This is a genomic window from Bradyrhizobium sp. WSM1253, from assembly GCF_000244935.1.
GTDB classification, from domain to species: domain Bacteria; phylum Pseudomonadota; class Alphaproteobacteria; order Rhizobiales; family Xanthobacteraceae; genus Bradyrhizobium; species Bradyrhizobium canariense.
Map to the genome: position 1 here is coordinate 668,929 of NZ_JH600073.1, position 15,384 is coordinate 684,312.

Annotated in this window: 15 protein-coding genes; 1 reads left to right on the forward strand and 14 read right to left on the reverse strand. The window is 60.8% G+C overall.

Features of this window, described 5'->3' with window-relative positions; all coding sequences use genetic code 11:
- Nucleotides 1–378: 378 nt before the first annotated feature.
- From BRA1253DRAFT_RS05110 to BRA1253DRAFT_RS05170, 14 genes are all read right to left on the reverse strand, one after another.
- Nucleotides 379–747 carry a hypothetical protein gene (locus BRA1253DRAFT_RS05110; protein WP_007591810.1) on the reverse strand — a complete coding sequence of 123 codons (369 nt, stop codon included), beginning with the start codon at nucleotides 745–747 and terminating at the stop codon, nucleotides 379–381.
- A gap of 443 nt (nucleotides 748–1,190) precedes the next feature.
- The gene (locus BRA1253DRAFT_RS05115; RefSeq protein ID WP_007591812.1) at nucleotides 1,191–1,883 is read right to left on the reverse strand and encodes a helix-turn-helix domain-containing protein; all 693 of its coding nucleotides are present in this window, start codon (nucleotides 1,881–1,883) and stop codon (nucleotides 1,191–1,193) included.
- 794 nt (nucleotides 1,884–2,677) lie between these two features.
- The gene (locus BRA1253DRAFT_RS05120) at nucleotides 2,678–4,189 is read right to left on the reverse strand and encodes an arylsulfatase (protein ID WP_007591814.1); all 1,512 of its coding nucleotides are present in this window, start codon (nucleotides 4,187–4,189) and stop codon (nucleotides 2,678–2,680) included.
- Between the two features lie 233 nt (nucleotides 4,190–4,422).
- Nucleotides 4,423–4,713: a hypothetical protein gene (locus BRA1253DRAFT_RS41125; protein WP_007591816.1), complete on the reverse strand. Its 291-nt coding sequence runs from the start codon at nucleotides 4,711–4,713 to the stop codon at nucleotides 4,423–4,425.
- Between the two features lie 260 nt (nucleotides 4,714–4,973).
- Nucleotides 4,974–6,644, reverse strand: coding sequence for an arylsulfatase (locus tag BRA1253DRAFT_RS05130; RefSeq protein ID WP_035994933.1), 1,671 nt, complete (start codon nucleotides 6,642–6,644; stop codon nucleotides 4,974–4,976).
- 123 nt (nucleotides 6,645–6,767) lie between these two features.
- Nucleotides 6,768–7,754 carry a formylglycine-generating enzyme family protein gene (locus BRA1253DRAFT_RS05135; protein ID WP_007591820.1) on the reverse strand — a complete coding sequence of 329 codons (987 nt, stop codon included), beginning with the start codon at nucleotides 7,752–7,754 and terminating at the stop codon, nucleotides 6,768–6,770.
- 421 nt (nucleotides 7,755–8,175) lie between these two features.
- Complete coding sequence (locus BRA1253DRAFT_RS05140) at nucleotides 8,176–8,337, reverse strand: hypothetical protein (protein WP_198288334.1); 162 nt, start codon at nucleotides 8,335–8,337, stop codon at nucleotides 8,176–8,178.
- Nucleotides 8,338–9,055: 718 nt separating this feature from the next.
- Nucleotides 9,056–9,601: a cupin domain-containing protein gene (locus tag BRA1253DRAFT_RS05145; RefSeq protein ID WP_007591822.1), complete on the reverse strand. Its 546-nt coding sequence runs from the start codon at nucleotides 9,599–9,601 to the stop codon at nucleotides 9,056–9,058.
- A 165-nt stretch (nucleotides 9,602–9,766) separates the two neighbouring features.
- A complete protein-coding gene (locus tag BRA1253DRAFT_RS05150; RefSeq protein ID WP_035992811.1) occupies nucleotides 9,767–10,471 on the reverse strand; it encodes a hypothetical protein in 705 nt (234 codons plus the stop codon).
- Between the two features lie 281 nt (nucleotides 10,472–10,752).
- Nucleotides 10,753–10,902: a hypothetical protein gene (locus BRA1253DRAFT_RS42675; RefSeq protein WP_007591825.1), complete on the reverse strand. Its 150-nt coding sequence runs from the start codon at nucleotides 10,900–10,902 to the stop codon at nucleotides 10,753–10,755.
- A gap of 208 nt (nucleotides 10,903–11,110) precedes the next feature.
- Entirely contained in the window at nucleotides 11,111–11,932 is an 822-nt protein-coding gene (locus BRA1253DRAFT_RS05155; RefSeq protein WP_007591830.1) for a tetratricopeptide repeat protein, read from the reverse strand.
- A gap of 32 nt (nucleotides 11,933–11,964) precedes the next feature.
- Nucleotides 11,965–12,648, reverse strand: a complete 684-nt coding sequence (locus BRA1253DRAFT_RS05160) for a substrate-binding domain-containing protein (RefSeq protein ID WP_007591831.1) — start codon at nucleotides 12,646–12,648, stop codon at nucleotides 11,965–11,967.
- 18 nt (nucleotides 12,649–12,666) lie between these two features.
- Nucleotides 12,667–13,368, reverse strand: a complete 702-nt coding sequence (locus BRA1253DRAFT_RS05165) for a GrlR family regulatory protein (protein WP_007591832.1) — start codon at nucleotides 13,366–13,368, stop codon at nucleotides 12,667–12,669.
- A 194-nt stretch (nucleotides 13,369–13,562) separates the two neighbouring features.
- Nucleotides 13,563–14,597 carry a glutamine synthetase beta-grasp domain-containing protein gene (locus tag BRA1253DRAFT_RS05170; RefSeq protein WP_007591833.1) on the reverse strand — a complete coding sequence of 345 codons (1,035 nt, stop codon included), beginning with the start codon at nucleotides 14,595–14,597 and terminating at the stop codon, nucleotides 13,563–13,565.
- 541 nt (nucleotides 14,598–15,138) lie between these two features.
- Between BRA1253DRAFT_RS05170 and BRA1253DRAFT_RS05175 the strand changes: the two genes are divergently transcribed.
- Entirely contained in the window at nucleotides 15,139–15,339 is a 201-nt protein-coding gene (locus BRA1253DRAFT_RS05175; RefSeq protein WP_371261365.1) for a DUF2735 domain-containing protein, read from the forward strand.
- The last annotated feature ends 45 nt before the right edge of the window (nucleotides 15,340–15,384 follow it).

Genomic DNA, 15,384 nt, shown 5'->3' on the forward strand with positions numbered 1-15,384 from the left:
CCTGTCCGCTAATTAGCTCGAATGCGCGCTGATATCCATGATGGCCCGGAGCACAACACGCTCCAATCAGAGGCCGGATACATTGATGCAAGACCGCATCTGCCAGGTTGACGAAACCTCTTGCAACGCGCGGCCGGACCATACATTGGGGTCAAAAGCTTCGGTCGAGCGCTCGGGTGCAAAACTTCCGGTCCGCCTTGAGAACCGACATGACGAGCCGCCCCTCGGACGGCGGCGATGGGCCAGAAGCAGTCATCAGCTCCCGCAGACTGACGCCTGCCTGGCTCCACGCTGTCGCCCACTCAGGACGAGTGCCACCCTCAGGCATGAATCAGACGGCCCTGTGGGGCCGTCTGATTCAGCCTTAGAGCGGATGACCTATTGGCAGAGATGCCGCAGACCGTCAGCACCCTTGAAATAGGTGCCGGGCTTACAGACGATGCCGTTGCGGGCAGCATACGCATTCCAGTTGCCGTGCCAGCCCATCTCGCCGGACATGGCGTAGGAATTGCCCCAGCTGCCGACGGTAGCGTCGGCCGCCGCCGGCTGGCGATACGCCGTTCGCCGAGTTGATTGCCGATATCGATAACCTCCGGTGGGAGTACTCCCGGTTCCTAAACCCGTGCAGCTGGCGAATTCAGCTTGGCATTCGTCCGGATTGGAGAGGGCCGCCTGCGCCAGTGCAGCAGAGCTGGACAGGGCGGATGCCGCAACAACGACCGCGCCAAGAACTTTCAGATTTATCATGGCTTCCTCCTTGCGCTTGAACCGTGGCCCAATGCCACGTCTCGTAGTAGTCGGTCGGCCTTTGCGAGCCTGTGCTACTTCGGCAAAACTCGCACCGCCAAGATTGGGACTGCCTTGGGTCAAAATGCGAAGAACTCAACTTTGAGCAAATCCAATCGGCTTCAATTCATCTTCTCACGCAGCTTCCGGATGATTTCGCGAAGGTCATTCGCGTACTCCTCAACGATCCGGCGCGCCTCCTCCAAGCGCGTTGGTTTGGGCTCGGGCTTATCGGATCCGGACGGCTTGTTCATCACAGAGCCTTGAACCTGGATCGCGGCAATCCATTGAGCTAAATCAATGGGCTCATCGCTTTAGCTCCTCTCAGTAAATAGTCGCGGTCATCGGTGTGGAGGGACTGTGTATCTCTCATCGTCGCCAGCACGGCCTGTCGCATTTTGGTATCAGGGTTGTGCCGGTCCTTGCGGATCGAAATCGGCAAGCCGCCGCCTGTCGTTTAACATGATCTCTCGCTGATCGTGGTCTAGGAACGTAAGGACGCCCGCTTTACGCAAGCTAGATAGCGCGCGAGAAACCGTTTCGAGCGTCAAGCCGAGATAGTCCGCAATGTCGAGACGAGTCATGGGGAGCGACATCTTGTCTGCTCCCGTGCGGAAATCCATCTCAAGTAAGAAGGCGGCGACCCTTTCTACCGCGGTCTTGCGGCCCAGAAGCAGCATATGGTTTTCTGCGTGCTCCAGGTTGCGGGTGATCATGCTGAGTAGGTTGTGCGAGACGACCGCGTCTTTTGCGGCTACCAATTGAAGGCTTTCTCGCTTAATCAGGCGCACGACGGTTTCGACGACCGCCTCTGCGGTAAATCGATGCTCATCGCCGTTTTCAAGCCCGAAGATATCGCCCACTAAGTGAAAGGCGCCGATTTGACGCCGACCGTCCGAGAGCAACTTGTAACTTCGCACCGCACCATGCTTGACTTGATAGACATACACAGCGGGCTCTTTTTCGCCGAAGATTTCAGTGCCTTTTCGGTATGTAAACTCACCGAGGCCGATAATTCGGTTGAACGCACTCGTCAAACCGAAGTCATCGAGCGTATTGGGCTGAGGTCGTCGATCCGTTGGGATACGCACAAACATGGCCAGTTCCCCTTCCGCATCAATTCTTTTTCCGTATCAATTCTTTGAATAATCCTCTCTCGCCCGCTGGTCGTTCGACGAGCGACCATATTCATTGGATATCCCTCAGGTCATTGTACCAAGGTACAATGTCAGGTTGCTGGCGCCACCGCCGGGCGAATGGCGTAACCACTGCGTTATGGATCAATTGCGAGAGTTACCCCTCGGGCAATGACTTCCGGTCTAATTCCGGCTCCTGACGTCTGGCTGCGCGGCACAAACTGAAGCAATGGGCCACGAGCGGATGCAGCGTTGAATGGCTAAAGTCCGAAGCACTCCACCGGGGTCTGATCCTACTGCTCGCAGGCCATGATCAGCTCAGTGCTACTTTCAGAGCGCGCCCGGTTGAGCAGGTGGACTGGGCCAATCCGATCGTAGGTTGTTTGGGTTATTCCGATCGAACAAGTCCTGCCTTACAAGGCCGCTTGGGCGAGCATCAATTGCGGGTGGAATTCGGCGAGTGTCGTGAATTGGGGCGCCCCCGAATCCCGGCCGTGCGATGCAAGCAACCGGATAGCCAGCGTATTGGCAATAGACTACGTCACTCGCCCTTCCAGTGCTTCCAGCGAACCCAATTATTAGCAATGCCGACAGCGCGATTGATCGTTTCATTTCGGTCTCCTGTGGCGAACCGACTCCCCTACAGCGACATCGGATCAGGGCGGCAGAAAAGCCCCACGGCGTTATGTTGGCGGCACCCAATATTGCTCAAGAATGTCCGCAACGGTCAGAAGCGGACAAACCGCCGAGCCAGTTTAACCGCCGCTACGAAATTGCGTGATGTTCGGCGGTGGTGGATTTGGATGTTTCTTGAGGGTCGCTAAATACTCTTCGACAGTTTTGAGCGCAGGACCCGATACCCAGCCAAACATTGCCGCGACGATGAGGTCCTCGTGCGGATCCATTTCAATGTTGTAAATCTTCGGGTAGCCGGCCATCGGCGCACTCGCGGAGAACATGCCGGGCTGCCGCTGTGGTCCGATGCCGGTCGGATGGACGTCCGTGAAGTAGATACGCCACTGTTTCCAGCGCGCGGCGACGAGATCTCCACCGATAAAGCTCAAGAGGCTTTCGCGAGGCGCTGTCGCCGTGTTGCCCAACAGGAGATCGGCTTGATTGATCCCGTCGATCTGGCGGTCTGTTGGCATCTTGGCACCGACGATGTGGGCAAAGGTCGGCAGGAAATCCATGATCGAGAACATGGCGTATGTGGTTGTGTTTGCCTTGACTTTGCCGGGCCACCGGATGATCCCCGCCGTCCGTATTGCTCCTTCAGTGACTTCGCCCAACTCTCCGCGAAACGGACCTGAATTACCCATATCAGGCGTTCCCTGGTTGCCGTGTTCTCGCGCGGTCTGGCCCTGGGGGCCATTGTCCGAGGCAAAGACAACGATTGTGTTGTCGTCAATGCCGAGTTGCTTCAGCGTATCTAGGATTTGTCCGACGTGATAGTCTCCCTCCATCAACTTGTCGCCGTAGTTGCCGATCCGTGATTTTCCTTTGAACTGTTGAGAAGGCAAGTTTGGAAAGTGCCCCATTGAAAAAGGAAGATAGAGAAAAAAGGGCTGTCCCGATGCTCTCTGGCGCCTCATAAAATCGATTGATCTGTCCACGAACTCATCGTCGATGTTGGCGCGGACGTCCTCGGTAAATGGCTTGACCGCCTGTAGCGGGCCTCCGGCCTTCGCCTCAACGATCTGCGGCCCAGTCTTCAGCAGTGTCTCGTACGGCTCATTGATTGAGTGCGTGAGCGCGATTGTAGCCGGGTATGTTGCTGCATCCCAGCTAATGTCCGGCGGGATACCGTAGAACTCATCAAAGCCGTGCGCGGTCGGCAGACTTTGAGGCGCACTTCCAAGGTGCCATTTCCCGAAGATCGCAGTCGCATAACCAACGCTCTTGAACATCTCGCCCATGGTGAAGGCATTAGCGGGAAGCGTATAGGGACTACCCTCAATAGCGATCAGCGACAGACCGTTTCGGATCGAATATTGCCCAGTCATCAGCGCTGCACGGGAGGGGGTACACGCCGGTTCCACCAGGAACTGTGTGAGGCGCAATCCGTCTCGAGCCATTGCATCGAGATGCGGCGTCGATGCCCCACGCAACTCGCCGCCGCCGTAGCACCCAAGGTCGCCGTAACCGACATTATCGGCGAGAATGAAAACAATGTTGGGCTTATTGTTTTGCTGCGCAAAGGCTGTCGCCGAACCCATCAACGCAAGCAGCACCACCGCCGAGGCGAAGTGCTTGACCGAGTTTTGCATGCGAAACTCCGGAAGATGCTGCGTAACCATTCTAGAGAAAGCCTAACCTCGAAGCTATCCGAAATCCGCGCCAATGTCCGCATTGCGGCGGTAAGACGCCAACCTGGATCGGCGTCCGGCTTGCCTCTGACAGCCGATATGACACATGTTCAACCGGCCTTCGGCCAGGAGCCCAGAAGCTGACATCGATTGCTTATCTCGCATGGCCACCAGGGGCAGATGAAGTGCGTCGCTTACAGCAGCGGTTCGACCTTCGCCGCCATGTCGGGAGAGCGGGTAACCCGATATGTTGCGTTGCTGCACTTCAGGATCCAGACGGCCCGATCCGGACGCGAGCGTTTTGCATCCCTTGAGGCACCGAGCGGTTTGTCACAGGTGAAACCTTGCAAGCGAATCTGCGCTGCCAACATCGACCGCGGCGTTTCGGCTGCAACCCGCGGTGCTGTTGCCTGTTGCGCCTGCACCAACGGGCTGAAAATTAGAGCTGCGGTAGCCAGCAGTATTGACCCAAGCGGTCTGTACATGACGGCAATCCTTATTGCAGTTCTCTCGAACGCGGCAGAGCAAGTGCATCATCGGCTTGTCAGCGTCGCGTTGACGGATTGGATCGTCCGATAGTCTTGGGGCAGCAAAATTGGAGTAGCAGCCTTGGGGCGTCAGCAGCCTTGGGGATCATCGGAGTTGAAGGGACGGCACCCGACGCTGACACAATTGTGCTTGCAACGGGCGGCTTTTTTCAAGACCGCCCGCTTAGACATCATCAAGGCATACTATCCCGCCTCGTTCACTCGCTCTGATGGCCGGACTTCTTCATTTCAGCAAGGATACCATCGAGGTTGTAAGTTTCCGGCGCCTGCATCGGAGGGAAGTCCTTGTAAGAGAATAGCTCCTTTTCCCAGAGAAGTTGGCCGAGGGGCAGGATATTCCAGTCATACAGGTAGGCGGTGCTCGGCGAGCCGATCGAACCGGCATAGCCCAGCAACGATTTGGCATCGGAGCCGACCGTCTGCTCGAATGGGTCACGCTTGATGTTGGCGACCTGCGTCCAATGGAAGCTCTGCGCTCCGAACAACCCGCCGGTCCCGGTGTCCGGCACCATCGTGTAGTACATCTTCCAGTTCTTGTAGCGTACCGCCGATGGCTGCGCGCCGGTGTAGTAGAAGAAGACCTCGCGCGCGGATTTATCCGTGCCTTCGAGATAGGCGCGCTGATCGACGCCATCGAGCGTTGTCTTGACGATGCCGGGGTAGCTTCCAGCCTCGATCTGCTTCTTCAAAGCGTCGCCCTTCGGCCCGCCGGCGATGTCGACCAACGTCGGCAGCCAGTCGAGTGCCGACATCATCTCGCTCTTGACCGTGCCCGGCTTGATGTGGCCCGGCCAGCGAACGACCATCGGGGCACGCATGCCGCCTTCCCAGGTGGTCAGCTTGCCGCCCTTGAAAAGGGTGGTGCCGCCGTCAGGAAAAGTGATGTTCTCGGCGCCGTTGTCTGTCGTGAAGACGATGATGGTATTGTCAAGCTGGCCCATGTCTTCGAGTTTCTTGAGGACATAGCCGATATTGTCGTCCATCTGCTTCATGCCGGCCTCGTTGAGGCCCCAGTCCTTGCCACCCGGCTCGCCAATCATCGCCTCGTATTTCGGCGGCAGCACGGTCGTGATGTGCATGCGCGCCGGGTTGTACCAGACGAAGAACGGCTTGTTGGTCTTCTTGGGATCGTTGCGATCAAGATAGTCGATGACCTTGGCTGAGATTTCTTCGTCCACGCTTCGTGAACGGTCGAGCGTCAAGGGACCTTCGTCCTTGCAGGTCTGGTTTGCTTGTGAGCCGTCCGACGACTTGCACGCAAGCACCGGCCGCGGCGGCGTCAGGCACGTCGTTGTTCGAGGATCCACGGCGCCGGGGACCTCGGTAAGGCCCGGGACCGGGGTTGCCTTGCACGGCGGCGCAATGCCTTGCACGGTCGGGCTCTTGTTGATGTCCGGGAAACTCACCCCCTGCATCGCGTCGAGGTGATACAGGTACCCCCAGAACTCCTGGAAACCATGGGCGGTTGGTAGCGCCTCGGGATTGTCACCAAGATGATTCTTGCCGAACTCGCCAGTGTTGTAACCGAGGTCGAGCAAGAACTTGGCAACGGCGGGCGTACCGGGCCGCAGCCACGACGGGCTGCCGGGCAATTGCGGAGGAATCATGCCGGTGCGCAGCGGGTGCATGCCGGTGAAAAACGCGTTGCGGCCGGCGGTGCAGCTCTGCTCCGCATAATAGGTCATGAAGAGCGCGCCCTCGTTTCCGATGCGGTCGATGTTCGGTGTCTCTCCGACCATCAAACCGCGATGGTAGATGCTGGGCTGCATGATGCCGATATCGTCGCCCATGATGAAGAGGATATTGGGCTTTTGCGCCGGCTGTGCAGCCACCGGCGTGCTGACCAAGCCGGATGCCGGTATCATCATCGTCGCACCCAGCAGCGCTGTGCTGGACCGCTTGAGCCAGCTTTGGGTCTTGCGTGGCGTTGCGACCGAAAATTTGTGATCGAATACGCAATTCAACATGGCGTCGCTCTCCCGTTAAGATGCCTAAGAGGCTCCTCGCCTGATGCACCGAAATCCAAGATGACTTGTGGAGGTATCGACCGGCTCCGCATGCCGCGCAGCCGGCCGATAGCGTCGGCAGTAATTCGGCGCGCACAAATGCGAGCCGCCTTTGATGACCTTGCGTGGGATCTTGACGTTGGTGGTGCTCGGGTCGTAGCTATCAGCCTCGCGGCCGCCGCGCGGGTTCTCGGGAATGCAGCAGGCCTTTGCAGCGTCGGCTTCATGCCGAGGCGAGTACCAGTCCGACGTCCACTCCCAGACATTGCCGATCAGATCGTGCAGCCCGTACCCGTTCGGCGGGAATGCCGTGACCGGCGATGTCCGTTCGAATCCGTCGTCTCTGGTGTTTTGGCGCGGAAATTCGCCCTGCCAGGTGTTGGCCATATGACGGCCGTCAGGCGTAAATTCATCTCCCCATGCGAACTCGGCGCCGTCCAGTCCGCCGCGCGCCGCAAATTCCCATTCGGCCTCGGTCGGCAAATCCTTGCCGGCCCATCTTGCGTAGGCGAGCGCATCGCTGAAGGCCACATGCACGACGGGATGATCGTCGAGCCCCTGGATTTTGCTCCCCGGTCCGTAGGGATGCCGCCAGTCCGCACCTTTGGCGAAGGTCCACCACTGGCTGAAGTCCCGCAGGCTGACCGGATGGTCAGGCGGCGAGAACACCAGAGAGCCCGCATAGACCATGTGCGGGAGCATTCCGGGATAGTCCTTTGGATCGGGCGTGATCTCGGCAACGGTGACGTGGCCGGTAGCCCCGACGAACGCCTTGAACTGCCGGTTCGTGACGGAATGGCAATCCATCCAGAAGGCATCCACGGCGACGCGGTGGACCGGCGCTTCCTCCGGATAGTGCCGATCCGAACCCATGCGGAACGTGCCGCCCGGCACATACAGCATCCCCTCACCTGCTGGATGCTCGAACGATTGTCCGTCGTCCGACGACGATTTCGTGTCAGCCAAGTGCATCACGATCTCCGGGCCCCTACATCAGCGGCCTGCGTTGCTTCATTTGTGACTCTGTTTATTTGCGACGCTGTTTCGCTCGATATGCATTTTCCGGTACTGGGTCCTTTGACCGAGGCTGAGGCGTAGGGAAACCGGAACGACACACTTCAGGGTTGATCTAGATCAAAGGATATCCGACTCGGATCATTCGAGTCGAATTGGTCGCGTCTCCGCCACGTCCGGTCTGGCCTCAACCACCGACTTGCCGGACGCTATCGCCAGCTTCGCCTTCGGGCCAACCGCGTCAGCAGCATTGACTCAGTTGCCGTCTGCGAATTGGTGACGGGGTGAGCAACAAGCGTTATGTGATTTGTGTCGCAGAAGGGTTATCCGGGATTTGGCGTTCTGGTCGAGTGGACGGTGCCATGGAAAACCTGACGCATTATCCTGTTCTGGTGTTCGCGGTGGCCTTTGTTTCGCGCCGCTGTCGGCGGTGCCGGTGGCGTTCGGTGATGACTTCGGCGATGATCTCGCCGTCGCGCTCGACATAGCCTCCGAGATCCGCGAAGGCCGAATTGCCGCCCAGCAGCTTGCCGTCATGCATGCACATGATGCTGCGGTCGAAGGCATCGTTGCCCCTCCTCACGGTTTGGGAGCGGACATGATCAGCTCGCTTTAGCGAGCTGGCTCATGGCCAACAGGCGACATCGCAGGCTTAGCGCTGACATGAGAGAGGCCACCCGTTGGAGCGGCCTCAACTTGTTCTGTCGCGCCAACTTCGCCATCAGCGAACGGTGCCGCTCACTCTGTCGTACGATTGAGCGCTGCACCATTGAGAAGTGGCATTTAGATCCCAAGCCCACTTCTTTCCGGCTGCCTGGCAAGCTTCGAAAGTGGCCCACTTGGGAGGCCAAGGCTCACCTGGATTCCATACCGGCGCGGTCTGTGGTTTCTGGATCTTTTGAGTATCGCGGGCATTCGCCGGCGCCACCGACAAGATCGCGACAACGATACCCATGGACAAAAGTGCCGAGACTTTCACTGCCATGTCCTCCTAGATTTCCGGGACAGCAAACGCTATCCCAAGAGGCATGATAGCACATTTTCAACCAAGGGGATTCCGGACGTCGTTCTTCTTCGGGTCAAAGGCGGCGGTCGGCCGCCGAGTGGGACGACTTCCGCTCTACCTTTCGCTTCGGACACGTCGCCGCCGTGTGCCAGCCATCGCGATGGGCCACAAGCGATCACCGGCGAAAAGGAACGGCCGCCTCGACTCTGCGGCGGCCGCCTCCATTCTTGGCTGTCAGTCAGGCGGATGTGCCTCACATCTTGACGATCTCGGTGCGATATTTCGGCAGCAGGGCCGCGATCAGTTTTCCCTTCTCGGCCATCTCTTCCGGGGTCGGCTTCGGCGGCGGCGATGTGCGGCCTTCGACGGGGAAACCGACCGCCAGAAAGAATTCATCCTGTCCTGCCGGCGTACACATGCAGAGCATGCGAGCCGTCTTGCCGGACAGGTTCTTAAACGCGTGCGGGGCGTTCGCCGGAACGTTGACGGTCGATCCCGCGCGTACGGTGTGCGACTTTCCGCGAAAAGTGAACTCGAGTTCGCCTTCGAGCAGCGAGAACATTTCCTCGAAGTCGTGGCGATGCGGCGGGGGGCCACCGCCGGCGGGCACCAGCATATCGACCAGGCAATAGCGTCCCGCGGTCTGCGCGCCCGACACCAGGATCGTGTAAGTGCCGCTCGCCACCGAGATATGCGGCACGCCGGCGCCGTCAGGATCGGCTACCGTCAGACAGCGACCAGGATCGTCGGCGGGGATCGAGGAAGCAGACGGAGCATTCGCAGGAGAGGTGTCGGTCATCTCGACCTCGTTTCCATGATTTTGAGGAGAGGCACCTTACCATCACAAGCGGTGTCTTTTTCGAGGCCGGATGTCCGCTCCGGGTCAACAGCCGACATCGCCGCGAGTTGGACGTCAGGCCTGCTTTACCCTCGAGCGGACATCCCAGATCTCTAAGTAACCGCCCTACGCTCGCCGCATCAGTTTAAGCGAGGCCGCCAGCCGCAGGCTGCGCTTGCCGGCCAGCGCGATGCCTTCGAGCTCACCGCTGTCCGCCGTGCAGGTTCCGGAGAAGCCGATGCCGACCTCGTAGCCGCCGAACACGGGGTTCTCGCCTTTCGCCGGCGTATGCTCCTGGTTGAGCATCTCGCCCTTCCAGCGGCCGTCGGCCGAGGAATAGGAGCCGAGATAGTAGAAGAACGCATCGCCGCCCAGGATGCGGCCGTCGATCAGCAGCATGACGCCGGAGAGCCCGGCGTCGACGCCGTCGAGCGCGCGCAGATGGATCGCATAGAGCCCGTTCACGACCCCGCCCGGACCGATCGTCCCCTGCGGCGGTAACCCCTCGTCATCGAGCCGCGTGAGATTGGCCCAGAAACCGGCGCCCGGCATCGTGTCCGCGCTGCCGGCGAGACGGATCTGGTTGCCGACGAGCCGTCCGCGCGCGCCGATCGCGGCGACGTCAGCCCCCATCAGCGGCTTGTAGTTGGGATCGTCGTTGTGCCGTTCGGTGATGACTTCGGCGATGATCTCGCCGTCGCGCTCGACATAGCTCCCGAGATGCGCGAAGGCCGAATTACCGCCCAGCAGCTTGCCGTCATGCATGCACATGATGCTGCGGCCGAAGGCATCGTTGACGCCGTATTCAACCTTGTAGAGCCCGTCCAGCAACGCAATTGACCCGGAAATATCAGAAGGAAAGCACGCGCTACCTAGCACCGCCGTCGCACCAAGGCCATCGGGCTTTTTCGCGCAGGGCCATTCGCGGAGCCACACCTGCCATGATGCCATCATGCGCCTGTTTTGCCCGACGGCGCAATCGATTTCGGCGTTTCCGCAGATGGCGATTTCACACCATTTGCAGGCCTGTGATTTCAACCACTTGGCTACTGTGCATGGGGTTGTTTTTCGAGTTTTTTGTTTGACCGGTGGTGAATGGCGTTCCTCAGGCGCTAGTGACGCTTGAAATACTGCACCTCGCGCTCATGCTTCTCGGCCGCGGCGCGGCTCCTGAACGTGCCGAGGTTGCGGCGCTTGCCGGTCTTGGGATTCACTTTGCGCGAATACAGCCGATATTCGCCGGATGCGAGCTTGCGGATCATGGTTGCGCCTCCTGCTGTCGAGGATTCAACGGACCGTGTCCAGGCTGGTTCCTGACGCATTCGAACCCGTCGACACAAGCACGCGACAAAGTGGGCATGGAGCAGTCACGGCCATCGGCGGCGGACGAAACATGATCCGGAAAGGTGCGCAGCGGTTTTCCGAAAAGATCATGCTCGCAAATAACTCTAAAGCGCGTTCACCGCGCTTTTAGAAGCACAGCGTGGTGACGAGCTTGCCCTGCTTGTCCTTGATCGCATAGGGACAGCGCAGCCGCTCCAACGCCTGCTTGGCATCCTCGTCGCCGAGCGCCGCGGCGCGCTCGTAATAGGATTTCGCGGCGTCCTTGTCCTTTGGCCCGCCGCGGCCCTCCTGTGCGAAGGCCCCCATCCGCTCCAGCGCGCCGGGATGGTTTTGCGCCGCCGCCTTCTCGAACAGCGCGCGTGCCGCGGCGTCGTCCTTCGCCCCGCCCGTGCCTTCGGAGAGCATCATGCCGAGCTGGTACTGCGCCTCCGCGTTGGTCTCGGCCGCCTTGCCGAGCAATGCGCGCGCCTGTGCGGGATCGGCCGGCGTGGCACCGCCGGTGCCGCCGAGCGCGGCGAGATTGCTGATGCCGCGGGGATTGCCGGCCTGCGCCGCCTTCTCGAACAATTTGCGCGCCTGCGCTTCATCCCTGGCGACGCCGGAGCCGGTGCCGTAGGCCACACCGAGCTCGACCATCGCCGCACTCGATCCCTTGTCGGCGGCCTTGCGCCAGGCAGCCATCGCGTCCGCCGTCTGCCGGTTGGCCGCATAGGCGCGGCCGAGCGCGAACATCGCGCGCCGCGACGAGGGCGCAGCCTGCTTGCAGAACTTGATGGCGGTCGCAACGTCGGCGGCCGCAATCTCCGTCACGCCCCTCATATCGGCTGGCTTGTCGGGATCACTGGGATCGGCGGCGACGCGGTCGCACAGGACGAGATCGGCCGATTGCGCATGCGCAGATAACGGCGCCGCAAGCGTGAGAAGGATGGCAACGAGGAAAGTCCGCATGGACGCCAGGTTGCGTCGTCGTCCCGGCAAATTCAAGGCTCGAGTCCCGATTGGCGCAGCACGGGGACGACCTCGGGCGACGCCAGATAGCGCAGCAGCCGATCCGCGGCGTCGGCGTGCTCGGCGTTTGTCATCCGGCCAGCGGAGAACACGGCCGGCGTTTGCAGATCGTGCGGAATCGGGCCGACCACCTCGATGCCCTCGACCTGCTTCAGCTCGCTGATCTGCTGCACGGCGAGGTCAGCCTCGCCGCTCACGAGCCGCTCTGCGGTAAAGCCCTGCTCGACGATGGTGGTCTTGGCGTTGATCTCTGCCGCGATCCCCATCTGCGCGATCAACCGAGCGAAATAGACCCCGCTCGCACCCAGCCGCGAATAGGCCAGGGACCGCGCCGCGAGCAGCGTGTTGCGCAGTGCGGTTTCCGTGGCGATGTCGGGATGTGCTTGCCCTGCCCGCACCGCGATGCCGACGAAGGAACGCGCGAGATCGGCCGCGTTCCCTGAGACGACGCGGCCCTCGCCGATCATCTCGTCGAGCCCCTCGCGGGTAAGGATCACGAGATCGGCGGCCTCGCCGTCGCGCAGTCGTTTGAGCAGCGCCAGAGTCGGCGCGAAATCGGCATCGATGTGGACGCCGGTCGCGGTCTCGTATGCGGAGGACAGGCTGCGCATCGCGCCCATCAGGCCGAGCGTCGAAAGCACGCGAATTTTTTCCATCAGCGATTCCCGTGGCGATCAGGCGCGATGCATCAGCTTGAGCGCGGCGGTCAGGCGCAGGCTGCGCTTGCCGGCAAGCGCCGTTGCCTCCAGCACCGCCTGCTCGGCGTCATAACTGCCGGAGAAGCCGATGCCGACCTCGTGGCCGCCGAAGATCGGATCGTCCTTGGCCGGCGTGTGCTCCTGGTTGAGGATCTGGCCCTTCCAGCGCCCGTTGGCGGCGGTGTAGCTGCCGAGATAATAGAACGATGCATCGCCGCCGAGGATGCGGCCCTTGTTGAGCAGCATCACGCCGGTGAGACCGCCGTCGACGCCGTCGAGCATGCGCAGATGCACCGAGTAGAGCCCGTCGGCGATGCCGGCCTCGCCGACGCCGCCGGCGATCGGCATCTCGTCTTCGGTGATGGGTGTCATCAACGACTGAAAGGGTACGCCGGGCAGCTCCTTGAGCTCGCCCTTGCAGCGATAGAGATCGCCGTCGGCCCAGCCCTTGGCAAGCAGGGTCGCATCGTCAGTGCCGGCCATGGCGCGATAGTTCGGATCGGGGTTGTGGCGGACGGTGTTGATCACGATGTCGACCCCGGCTTCGGTCTTGGCGTAGGTGCCGATATGGGCGAAGGCCGAATTGCCGCCGAGCATCTTGCCGTTGCCGGCATGCATCACGCTCCGGCCAACGGCGTCGCCGAGCTGAAATCTCACCTTGTAGAAGCCTTCAAACACCAGCCGTCCCTGGCCCTGCGCGCATCCAGACGCACTCTATCCCGCTTTCGGCGGCGATGGACAAGTTTCGCGCCATGAGGTCCGAGGGGTCTCCGCACCGGCTGTCATCAGAATGAAAAATCCGCCGAAGCCTTTCGGCTTCGGCGGATCGAAGTCCAACCCGGGCCAGCCCCCCAGCCCGGGCCGGGAGGATCTTAGGCGGCGGCCTTCTTGTCGGCCGGCACGGAGGCGATCGTCTTCAGGATCTGCGAAGCGATCTGGTATGGGTCGCCCTGCGAATTCGGACGACGGTCTTCCAGATAGCCCTTGTAACCGTTGTTGACGAAGGAGTGCGGCACGCGGATCGAAGCACCGCGATCGGCAATGCCGTAGCTGAACTTGTTCCAGGGCGCGGTCTCGTGCTTGCCGGTTAGACGCTTGTCGTTGTCCGGGCCGTAGACGGCGATGTGGTCCATCAGGTTCTTGTCGAAGGCGGCCATCAGTGCCTCGAAGTACTCCTTGCCGCCGACCGTACGCATGTACTCGGTGGAGAAGTTGGCGTGCATGCCGGAGCCGTTCCAGTCGGTGTCACCGAGCGGCTTGCAGTGGAACTCGATGTCGATGCCGTACTTCTCGGTCAGGCGCAGCATCAGGTAGCGGGCCATCCACATTTCGTCAGCGGCCTTCTTGGAGCCTTTGCCGAAGATCTGGAATTCCCACTGGCCCTTCGCGACTTCCGCGTTGATGCCTTCATGGTTGATGCCGGCTGCCAGGCAGAGGTCGAGATGCTCTTCGACGATCTTGCGGGCGACGTCGCCGACGTTCGAGAAGCCGACGCCGGTGTAGTACGGACCCTGCGGGGCCGGATAGCCCGAGGCCGGGAAGCCGAGCGGACGGCCGTCCTTGTAGAAGAAGTATTCCTGCTCGAAGCCGAACCAGGCACCGGAATCGTCGAGGATGGTGGCGCGCTTGTTGGTCGAATGCGGGGTCTTGCCGTCGGGCATCATGACTTCGCACATCACGAGCACGCCGTTGGTGCGGGCGCCATCCGGGAACACCGCGACCGGCTTCAGCACGCAATCGGAGCTGTGGCCTTCAGCCTGCTGGGTGGAGGAGCCATCGAAGCCCCAGAGCGGAAGCTGCTCGAGCGTCGGGAACGACGCGAATTCCTTGATCTGAGTTTTGCCGCGCAAGTTCGGAGTCGGCGTATATCCGTCGAGCCAGATGTACTCGAGCTTATACTTGGTCATTGAGCCTCTCTGTAGATGATGCGAAAGGTGGGGACCGCAGGCCCCCGCACGATTGTTTACCCGGCCAACATCGGCCGACCCTTTCCAAGCATTTAACGTGCCAAAAGGCCGCAGCGCGGGAGGTTTTCCACCGCGGCCGGCCTCCTCTCCATCCCGGCGGATCGGCGAGTGAGCCGTGCGTCATAGCGGCGCACCTTTGCGTGAAGCTGCACCGCAAAAACCCCGCGGAAAACGCCCGATTCTGGAGCAGGCAGGCCCGGGCCTGAGGTTGCCGACTAAACGCGCATCAACGTCCGGCAATATTCGCCAAGTCTGCGCCCGCCGCCCGCAACCTTCGCAACGGCCCACGCGTTAGCCACCCGACCGCTGCCTTAGAGGAAGCAGAATGCAGTCTGCCTACAAAATAGGCCAAGGCTGATTTCCTTTTCAGCACTTTGCATTTCGGAATGCACGGCCGATATGGGGATTCCAGTAACCACAAGCCAACGAGTCGGGCGCACCATGGAGGCCCAGCGCTGCGATCTCGGGAGATACCGCAATGATGAACAATGGACTGAGTCACGGATCTGCACAGATCTACCAATTCCCTGTCGGGGGCCGCTCGGCTCTCGGGGGGCGCCGCAACGGTGAGACCCGCCTTCCCGCCAACCACGCCTCGCTCCCCGTGAACGAGACGATTTGCAGCGGCAGCTGGTACCATCAGGAAGCAGTCGATGAAGCCAAGCCGAAATGGGATCGCTGATGCCTGCGTTCGGTTCAGTACCGCCGCGCTCTCTCAAGCGTCCGG

Bases quoted from the DNA above. Each gene is read 5' to 3' on its own strand.
- BRA1253DRAFT_RS05160 (WP_007591831.1), bottom strand. From the start codon at position 12,648: ATGGAAAAAATTCGCGTGCTTTCGACGCTCGGCCTGATGGGCGCGATG.
- BRA1253DRAFT_RS05145 (WP_007591822.1), bottom strand. From the start codon at position 9,601: ATGACCGACACCTCTCCTGCGAATGCTCCGTCTGCTTCCTCGATCCCC.
- BRA1253DRAFT_RS05110 (WP_007591810.1), bottom strand. From the start codon at position 747: ATGATAAATCTGAAAGTTCTTGGCGCGGTCGTTGTTGCGGCATCCGCC.
- BRA1253DRAFT_RS05155 (WP_007591830.1), bottom strand. From the start codon at position 11,932: ATGCGGACTTTCCTCGTTGCCATCCTTCTCACGCTTGCGGCGCCGTTA.
- BRA1253DRAFT_RS05115 (WP_007591812.1), bottom strand. From the start codon at position 1,883: ATGTTTGTGCGTATCCCAACGGATCGACGACCTCAGCCCAATACGCTC.
- BRA1253DRAFT_RS42675 (WP_007591825.1), bottom strand. From the start codon at position 10,902: ATGATCCGCAAGCTCGCATCCGGCGAATATCGGCTGTATTCGCGCAAA.
- BRA1253DRAFT_RS05175 (WP_371261365.1), top strand. From the start codon at position 15,139: ATGAACAATGGACTGAGTCACGGATCTGCACAGATCTACCAATTCCCT.
- BRA1253DRAFT_RS05135 (WP_007591820.1), bottom strand. From the start codon at position 7,754: ATGCACTTGGCTGACACGAAATCGTCGTCGGACGACGGACAATCGTTC.
- BRA1253DRAFT_RS05130 (WP_035994933.1), bottom strand. From the start codon at position 6,644: ATGATGATACCGGCATCCGGCTTGGTCAGCACGCCGGTGGCTGCACAG.
- BRA1253DRAFT_RS05170 (WP_007591833.1), bottom strand. From the start codon at position 14,597: ATGACCAAGTATAAGCTCGAGTACATCTGGCTCGACGGATATACGCCG.
- BRA1253DRAFT_RS05140 (WP_198288334.1), bottom strand. From the start codon at position 8,337: ATGCATGACGGCAAGCTGCTGGGCGGCAATTCGGCCTTCGCGGATCTC.
- BRA1253DRAFT_RS41125 (WP_007591816.1), bottom strand. From the start codon at position 4,713: ATGTACAGACCGCTTGGGTCAATACTGCTGGCTACCGCAGCTCTAATT.
- BRA1253DRAFT_RS05120 (WP_007591814.1), bottom strand. From the start codon at position 4,189: ATGCAAAACTCGGTCAAGCACTTCGCCTCGGCGGTGGTGCTGCTTGCG.